Below are 7,256 nucleotides of genomic sequence, written 5' to 3' on the forward strand. Positions count from 1 at the left end.
CACACGCCGCTCGTTGCGATCAATCCGCAGCGCCTTATGGAAAGCTCGATGTAAGCGTATGCAACCATCGCCGCGAGGTTTCGGCGTGACGTCTCTTTTCGCTCGGCGTGACGTCTCTTTTCGAACGCTGCAGCGCGGTGCACAGCTAATGGCGTGGGAGGCAAGGTTTTGCTTCGGAAGAGATTGACGGAAGCGTCAGCCCAGGTGTCGTACGGGAAACGGTGCCCGCTCGTTCTGGCCTCGCCCGGCGTTATGCCGGAGCGATTGCCGGCGGCAAGGTGGCCACGGCTTTTTCGGCGCCCTGGGGTTGCCTGTGTGTTGAAAAACGCAGCCGGAAAGTCACGCGGACGACATCTTTCCGTGTCATCGTCCATGCGAGGTTTTGCCTCGGCGAAAAATGCGTAACACATTGTATTGGCGCGATCTTTTTCTATTTTTCCGGCTAAAGTTGCCGAGCGGCGGGCCGACAGCTCTTGCAAGTCCCCCACCCCCGGATTTCCCCATGTTCAAACTTGCCACACGGATCACTGGACTGACCTTGCGTCGGCGCCTCCTGCTGCGCCTTTTGGCGATCCTTGCGTTGCTCGCCATCACCTGCCTGGCGGGTGTAGTTCAGTTGCGTCGCGCGGATGCGCGCATCCAGGGCGTGGTAGAAGGTTCGCTGAGTCCTGTCGCGGACGTAGGCCGCGTGCAAAACGACTACAACAGCACGTTGCAGGTGCTCGTCCATGCGGTGATGTCGCAGCTTCCTTCGGCGGTGGAAGATGCGCATACGCGCATCCATGCCGATCGCGTCGACGCCGAACGCCACTGGAAGGCACTGGAAGCCAGCGACCTGGCGCGCGAGCAGACTCAGACACTCAAGCTCACCACCACGCATCGGGCCGATGCCGACCGCACGATCGACGAGACGCTCGCTCTGCTCGATGCAGGGCAATTCGATGTTGCCGGACTCAAGCTCACTACCGAAGTGCAACCGGCCTACGAGCCGTTGCAGAGCGATTTCGCCAATCTCTTCCAGGCCGCGCTGAGCAAGGGCAATCAGGAAGTGGCGATGCAACGCGGCGCGGATCGCGCCGGCATGATCCTGTTGCTGGTGCTGTTGGGCGTGGCGCTCGCCGTCACCATCGTGATGGACGGCGCCCTGATGCGTTCGCTGCTGAAGCGGCTGGCGAGTGCGACCGAGGTGGCGCAGCGCATCGCCGCCGGCAAGCTCGGCGAACCCGTGCCTGTCGGTACGAACGACGAGCTGGGCACGCTATTGGCCGCGCTGTCCTCGATGGATGCGCAGCTGACCCGCGTGCTCGGCGAAGTGCGCAACGGTGCAATGTCGGTCGGCGAGCGTGCTCGCCGCCTCTCGCAGGACAATGACGCGTTGAGCCAACGCACGCAGGCCCAGGCCGCCAACCTGGAGCAAACGGCGGCTTCCATGACGCAGATGGCCGATACGGCATCGCAAGGCGCGGGCCATGCCGATGGCGCGGCGGTGGCAGCGCGCGATGCACTGAAACATGTCGAACACGGCCGCGTCCTCGCCGGCGAAGCGATCGACTCCATTTCCGCCATCGAGAAAGCCAGCCGCGACATCGCGGAGATCGTCGACCTGGTCGACAGCATCGCCTTCCAGACCAACCTGCTCTCGCTCAATGCCGCCATTGAAGCCGCGCAGGCGGGAGAAAAGGGGCGCGGCTTCGCCGTGGTCGCCAGCGAAGTGCGCCAGCTGGCACGCCGCTGCGTGGACGCAGGCAAGGATATCCGCCGCCTGGTCGAACGAAGCGGCGATGCGGTGAACGAGGCACGCGAACGCGTGGCGCGCTCGGGCGAGGCGCTCGACGGCATCGTGCTCAGCATGGGCAGCGTGTCCGACAGTGTCTCGCAGATCTCCCGCTCCTCGCGCGAGCAGGTCGGCGACATCGACCAGGTCGGTCGCGCCGTGATGGCCATGGACGGCATGACCCAGGCCAATGCGGACCTGGTGGAAGACATCAACCACACCGGTCGCGCGCTTGCCAACGATGCCGATGCCTTGATGCATCAAGTCACCTTCTTCCGCCTTCCTGGCGCAGAAGACCTCCCAGAGTCGATGCACGAAGCACGACACCCATCGGCAGTGACGCCCTCTGTTCGGGCCGCCGCGGCCTGATATCGACCCGGGCAATGTCTGCCAGCCTCGTCTGCCATTACACCCCTCACGCCATGCTCGAGTGCGCACTCGCTGCAGGAAGTCTCCAGCCGGTCTTCCAGCCAGTGGTGCGCATCGACACGATGGAAATCGTCGCGCATGAGGGGTTGAGCCGATGCGACTTCATTCCCGGAGACATCTCCATTCTCGATCTCCTGGACCTCGCCCGTACGGAAGGTCGGCTGGTCGAACTGGAACTGCATGCGGCACGAACGCTGTGCGGTGCGTTTGCCGCGCAGCAGGCGGCGGGGCGTCTGCTGGTCAACCTGAGCCCGCACGCGATCCTGCACGACTCCCTGCGACCGGATGACGTACTCGCCGCACTTTCCGCCGGCGGCCTCGACCCGGCACGGGTCACCATCGAAGTGACCGAGCGCGACGTGGTGGAAAGCCCTGCCCGCCTCGCCCATGCGCTCGGTTACCTGCGCGCGCACGGCGTGCGCATCGCGCTGGACGATTTCGGCAACGGCCATTCCAACTTCGAGATGTGGAACGAGATCCATCCCGATGTGGTGAAGATCGACCGCTATCTCGTGCACGGTGTCTCGCGCAGTGCCGGCAGGCTGGCCATCGTGCGCTCGCTTTGCCAGGTCGCCGAATCGCTGGGAACGGACCTGGTCGGCGAAGGCGTGGAAGACCCCGCCGATCTGCGCGTGCTGCGCGACCTGGGCATTCCGTACGCGCAAGGCTTTCTGATCGGCCATCCCGCGGAACGCACCGCGAGCGACGCCAGCGCAGCCTCGCGGCAGCTGTTGCGTACACCCGCCGTTCCCGTGCTTCCCCGGCCGCGCGGGCCGGTGACGCAGCGTCCGACGCAAGTGCGTCACCTGCTGATCGACGCACCTTCCATGCAACCGCGCCAGACCAACGAAGAGGCGATGGCGCTGTTCGTCGATCACCCCGAGATGCATGCCGTGGCGGTGGTGAAGGACGGCCGGCCGATCGGCCTGATCAACCGCCGCCTGGTCAATGAGCGCATGGCCCAGCCGTTCGCCCGCGAACTGCTGGCGCGAAAGTCCTGCACGGCGTTAATGAACTCCGCGCCGCTCATCTGCGACGAGAACCGCAGCCTGGAAAGCCTGGCGGACGTGCTGCGCGGCGAGGATCAGCGGTATCTCGCCGATGGCTTCATCATCACCCGCGACGGGGGCTATCTCGGCCTCGGTACAGGCGAAGCGCTGGTGCGCCGCGTGAGTGAGTTGCGCATCGAGGCGGCGCGACACGCCAACCCGCTGACCTTCCTGCCGGGCAACATTCCCACCACGGAGCACCTCGAACGGCTGATCGACGGCGGTGAACCCTTTACCGTGGTGCACGTGGACCTTACCGACTTCAAGCCGTTCAACGACCACTACGGCTATTCACGCGGCGACGAAATGATCCGCCTGCTTTCGAGCCTGCTGGGCGAGCACGTGGATCCTGCGCTGGATTTCGTCGGCCACATCGGCGGCGACGATTTCGTGCTGTTGTTCCAGAGCGAGGATTGGGAAGCGCGATGCCAGCGCGTGATCGATGCCTTCAACACGCGCTCGCCGCAACTGTTCGACGCGGTCGACGTCATCCACGGCGGCTTGCAAGGCAAAGACCGACGCGGCGAACCGCAGTTCTTTCCCTGCACCACGGTGGTGATGGGGGCCGTGGAACTCTCCCCGCCCCTGCCCCAGCGCGCGCAATCGATCGCCATGCTCGCGGCCCGCGCCAAGCGTCACGCCAAGCGATCCCACGTGAGCCTGCACGTGTTCCCCAGGGTGGGGGCGACATAGAAAGCTCGTCTGTCGCCGACTGACAGCATGGGTTTCAGGCGGCGGCACCAAGGCATCAGCCTGCGTTGTGGGGACGCAAGGGCGATAGCGATTCGAATTTGCGCTGATATTCGTCCGTCACTTGCTTGGCTTCTTCGCTGCTGGTGATTACGCGTGGCGTGATAAGCACGATCAGCTCGGTGCGATTGCGGCTGTGATTGGTGGTGCCGAACAGGCGGCCCAGGATCGGGACGCGATTGAGCCCCTGAACGCCGGTGTCGGTGTTGTCCTCGTTCTGCTGGATCAAGCCGCCCAGCAACACCGTCTGGCCACTTTGCACCGCGATCTGCGTGCCCACCGCGCGCTGTTGGATGGTGAAGTTGCCCTGCGAATTCGCCGAACCGGTGGTGTTGCTCACCTGCTGCTGCACATTGAGATACACCAGGCCGCCGGGATTCACGCGCGGCTGCACGTCCAGGATCACGCCCGTGGGAAGGTAGCTGACGCTGCTGGCGGTCGAGCCATTGGTGTTGAGGCCGGTGACGATGGAGGTCTGGTTGATCGGCACCTGATCGCCCACCTGGATGTGCGCGACCTGGTTGTTGAGCACGACCAGCGACGGCGCCGACAAGGTCTTGGTATTGCCATTGGTTTCGAGCGCGCGAATCGCGACCTGGAACTTGCCGTTGCTGCTCAGGAAGGAATAGAACAGCGGCTCGCCGCCGTACTGATTACCGCCGGAGCCCAGCGAGATCTGGCGATGCGCGCCCGGCGGAATATTGGTGGCGCCATTGATATTGCCGTTGCCATCGGTGGTCGGCGTGCTGCCTGCCAACCCCTGCAGATACCATTGGACGCCGAACTCCAACTGCCCGGTAAGATCGACCTCGAGAATGCGCATCTCGATCTGCACCTGCAGCGGCACATTGTCGAGTCGTTTGATGGCCTGCTCGATCTCCTTCCACTGCGAGGGGCGCGCGCGCACCAGCAGCTGGTTGTTCGAATCGACGGAGCTGATGCGGATGCTGCCGTCCTCCGAGACGAACTGCTGCCCGGTGTTGCCGTTGTTGCTGTTGGAGGCGCTGTTGCCGAACGAGGACATGCCGCCCGCCGCACTGCCGCCGGTGCTGCCGAAACCGCCACTGGTGCCCGTACCCGTCGTACCGAAGCCGCCGGTGGTGCCGATCGTTCCCGTGCCACCAAAACCGCCCGCGCTGCCAAAGCCACCGCCGGTACCTTGAACACCGCCCGTGGTGCTGCTGCCGAAGCTGCCCGCCGTGCTGCCTATCCCGCTGGCATTGCCCATCGCATTGTCGCCGCTGCCCAGCGTAGATCCGGTGAGGCCCGGCCCCACTTTGCCGGCATCGCTGCCGCCGCCATTGCCGCGGGTGTAGATCTGCCCCAGGTACTGCGCGAGATCCGATGCCTTGAGGTTGCGCACGTCATAGACAAACAGTTCCGGTTCGTTGCCGCCACCGCGATCGATCTTTGTGATCCAGTCGCCTACTTCCTGCAGATAGGTCGGCTGGCTGCTGATCACCACGATGGCGTTGGTGCGTTCGATCGGCAGGAAGCGCACCATGCCGGCCAGCGGCGTGTCGCCCTTGGGTCCGAACATCTGGTCGAGCTGCGGGCCCAGTTCGCCCACGTTCGCGTGTTGCAGGCTGAACACGCCCACCGACATGCCGCGCAGCCAGTCGACGTCGAAGGTGTGGATGGTGCGCTGGTAGTTGTCCAGCTCCGACGGTGTACCCGACAGCACGATGAGGTTGCGCGAGGGATCGGCCAGCAGCACGGCGTCGGTACGCGCGAACGGCTTGATCAGCTTCTGCATCTCGGTGGCCGAGATAAAGCGCAGCGGGTACAAACGCGCTTGCAGTCCGCCCTGCGGTGCTACCGCGTTGAGGCTGGGGACGAGGTTGCCGGCAGCGGCATCCTTCGCCGGCATCACCACATACTGACCATCGCGCATCACCAATGCGTTGTTGGTCCACGACAGCAGCGTCTCCAGGATCGGAATGGCCTGGCTGCTGTCCACCGGCTCGGAGGTGGAGAAGGACACGTTGCCCTGCACCCCCGGCACGATGGTGTAGTTCTGCTTGAGCAGATCGCCCAGGATGGCCTTCACCACCGCCTGCACCGGCTGGTTCTCGAAGTTGAAGGTCACCGCACCATCGCCACTGGCGGCCTTGCGCGGTTGCGCCAGCCCGGTGGTGCGCACGAACTGGCCGCTGCCTTCGCTCAGTTGCGGCTTGGGCGTGACGCTCGGGTCCACGGCCCCATTTTTCGTGTTCAACGGGAGCTGGGCGGGGACCGGCTTCTCGGTGCCCGCCATCGCCTCGCGCTGCAACGCACCGTCATCGCTCTTGGGCGGCGGCAGCGTCTGACAACCGGCCAGCCACAAGGCCAGGGTGAGCGTACTGATGCGGGTCAACCGCGGCGTGCGCTGGATGGACATGACGTTAATGGGCTCCCTCGGGGGTCGCCGCCTGCTGTTGGGCGCGGCGCTTCTGGATGGCTTCTTTCAACAAGCGGATGCGATCNGGCATTGATCATCGGGCCGTTCTGCGGTGGGGCCGCCGGACCCACCGCCATGCCGTTCGGTGCGGGCGGGCTGGGTGGCGCACTGCCGTCGCCCTTGGGCATGTCGATCGGCGCGCCGGCGGGCAGCTCCAGTTCGGTGCGGCCGGTGCTCGATTCGAACACCGCCGAGCGCGGCCTCAGATCGACCAAACGCCAGCTGCCATCAGGCAGCGCCTCGCCCTGGCGCACGCGCACTTCGTGCTCGCCGCTCTTGTCGCGCAGCAAGGCCATGTGCAGTGGCGCCGTGAGGATGATGCCGGTGAGCTGCATGTCGCCCAGGCTCGCGCCGCCGGCGGCGGTGCGCATCGTCGGCTTGCGGTCGTTGTTGAACAGCGGCTGCGTCCACACGGCGGAGAACTGCGCCAGCGGCACCGGCGGCGGCAAACCTTGGTCGTGCGTGGGTGGCAACGGCGTGGCGGCACGTTCCGGGCCCCACGAGACACCGCGTCCCACCCCGGCAAGCAAGGTCAGCAGCAACGCGCCGAACAGCACGGCCACCCCGCCGAGCAAGGGCGTCAGGCGACGTTGGGCGGCCGCATTCATGGCGCACCTCCCTGCGTGTCACCGCCGGTGGCGCGCGGCTGGCGCACATAGCCGGACAAGGTGAACTGCACTTCCAGCGGCACGGCCGCTTGCTGCATCGCGGCCACCGGATTGCGATAGATGCTCAAGTCATCCACGAACAGATACGGGGTGCCCTGCTCCAGATCGTGCAGCGTTTCGGCCAGCGGCTGGATATCGCAATGCAG

At 65.2% G+C, this 7,256-nt stretch carries 4 protein-coding genes; 2 read left to right on the forward strand and 2 right to left on the reverse strand.

Annotated features, from left to right (window positions below):
- The first annotated feature begins 502 nt into the window (after positions 1–502).
- Both ISP20_RS13545 and ISP20_RS13550 read left to right on the forward strand, forming a co-directional pair.
- A complete protein-coding gene (locus tag ISP20_RS13545; protein ID WP_204636613.1) occupies positions 503–2,143 on the forward strand; it encodes a methyl-accepting chemotaxis protein in 1,641 nt (546 codons plus the stop codon).
- Positions 2,144–2,157: 14 nt separating this feature from the next.
- Positions 2,158–3,945 (forward strand): EAL domain-containing protein, encoded by a 1,788-nt coding sequence (locus ISP20_RS13550; protein WP_204636614.1) that lies wholly within the window; start codon positions 2,158–2,160, stop codon positions 3,943–3,945.
- 55 nt (positions 3,946–4,000) lie between these two features.
- Here ISP20_RS13550 and gspD read toward each other — a convergent pair whose 3' ends face one another.
- Together gspD and ISP20_RS13560 are read right to left on the reverse strand one after the other, a co-directional pair.
- Positions 4,001–6,382, reverse strand: a complete 2,382-nt coding sequence (gene gspD / locus ISP20_RS13555) for a type II secretion system secretin GspD (protein ID WP_204636615.1) — start codon at positions 6,380–6,382, stop codon at positions 4,001–4,003.
- A 664-nt stretch (positions 6,383–7,046) separates the two neighbouring features.
- Positions 7,047–7,256, reverse strand: a 210-nt coding sequence (locus ISP20_RS13560; RefSeq protein WP_239535790.1) for a GspMb/PilO family protein, incomplete at its 5' end; no start/stop codon positions are given.

The sequence above is a fragment of the Dyella kyungheensis genome (genome assembly GCF_016905005.1).
Classification (GTDB): Bacteria; Pseudomonadota; Gammaproteobacteria; order Xanthomonadales; family Rhodanobacteraceae; genus Dyella; species Dyella kyungheensis.

Bases quoted from the DNA above. Each gene is read 5' to 3' on its own strand.
- ISP20_RS13545 (WP_204636613.1), top strand. From the start codon at position 503: ATGTTCAAACTTGCCACACGGATCACTGGACTGACCTTGCGTCGGCGC.
- ISP20_RS13550 (WP_204636614.1), top strand. From the start codon at position 2,158: ATGTCTGCCAGCCTCGTCTGCCATTACACCCCTCACGCCATGCTCGAG.
- gspD (WP_204636615.1), bottom strand. From the start codon at position 6,382: ATGTCCATCCAGCGCACGCCGCGGTTGACCCGCATCAGTACGCTCACC.